The organism is Pseudoalteromonas sp. SG41-1 (genome assembly GCF_014164575.1).
GTDB lineage: Bacteria > Pseudomonadota > Gammaproteobacteria > Enterobacterales > Alteromonadaceae > Pseudoalteromonas > Pseudoalteromonas rhizosphaerae.
On record NZ_JACJFL010000110.1, the window covers coordinates 1 to 936 of the forward strand.

Consider the following 936-nt stretch of genomic DNA (forward strand, 5'->3'; position numbering starts at 1 on the left):
TTCAACAACTCGCGGGATTATTTCTTGTATTTTACAACAACAAAAAAACAACAAATATAAATCCCTTGATTTACATTTAGATACAGAGTTAGACTGAAAGTATTAAAAAACTCAAAGGATTTTCTCTCTGCAACTTGTGGGTTTAGATCCTTTGAATAAGCTGTTATATGCACTTGGGCTTCTGATGAATCAGTACTCTGTTGTTAAAATTAAGTCTTTGAATAAAAACTTTAAATATAATGAAGGTAGCTTTGGATCAAGATCTCCTCGTGTTGGTGACATTGCAACAATCGTTGAGGTTTACGACAGTGCATTTGATCTGGAGTGTAGTGACGAAAATGGTTTTACTCTCTGGTTAGAGATATTTGAACCAAGTGACGCTGAATTGGAGTTGGTGTGCATATAACAAGTCAATTATGTTCGCCCAACAAGTTGGGCTGGGACGCGCAAACAGCGCGCGGCCCATATTGTAGCGTTATACGAAGACAGGTTATGGATATTTCTGAATATTACAAAAAGGCTCAAAATATAGAGGCAAGAATTGATGGCGGGATTCCGTCCTTGCGTGCTGCGCTTAATTACGATTCAGATAGTGATCACCCATCATCATGGGTTCCAAAAGTACAGGATGCCTTAATTCAGTTTTTCAAAGAACACCCAAAACACGAGTTGGCCGATGAGATATTGGGACTACACAGTCAAGGAGCTATAATGGAGGTTCGGTCTGACTCTAGCCTTCCAATATGGGTTGTCTATATTTGTCTTGCTGTTGGTTTATTTTTGGGGTGGATGATTTGGGCGTAGTATCGCATAATCGGGTAGCCGGAGGTCTCTAACCTCCAGCCCCCACACCACCCATCATGCGGGTCCGCAATGGGCGGTTCATCTCCCGTAGTGAATATTGATCCAAATATCTCTTAATGACGCTAAACCTTG

The 936-nt window shown here is 40.9% G+C and carries 2 protein-coding genes; both read left to right on the forward strand.

Annotation, left to right across the window (positions count from 1 at the left end):
- The first annotated feature begins 184 nt into the window (after positions 1-184).
- On the forward strand, positions 185-406 hold the full coding sequence (locus tag H5203_RS22490; protein ID WP_041408593.1) for a hypothetical protein: 222 nt from the start codon (positions 185-187) through the stop codon (positions 404-406).
- 86 nt (positions 407-492) lie between these two features.
- Positions 493-804 carry a hypothetical protein gene (locus tag H5203_RS22495; RefSeq protein ID WP_145242890.1) on the forward strand — a complete coding sequence of 104 codons (312 nt, stop codon included), beginning with the start codon at positions 493-495 and terminating at the stop codon, positions 802-804.
- Positions 805-936 lie beyond the last annotated feature (132 nt).

What these genes read in the sequence shown, in the direction of transcription:
- H5203_RS22490 (WP_041408593.1), top strand. Translation starts at nt 185, where the DNA reads ATGAATCAGTACTCTGTTGTTAAAATTAAGTCTTTGAATAAAAACTTT.
- H5203_RS22495 (WP_145242890.1), top strand. Translation starts at nt 493, where the DNA reads ATGGATATTTCTGAATATTACAAAAAGGCTCAAAATATAGAGGCAAGA.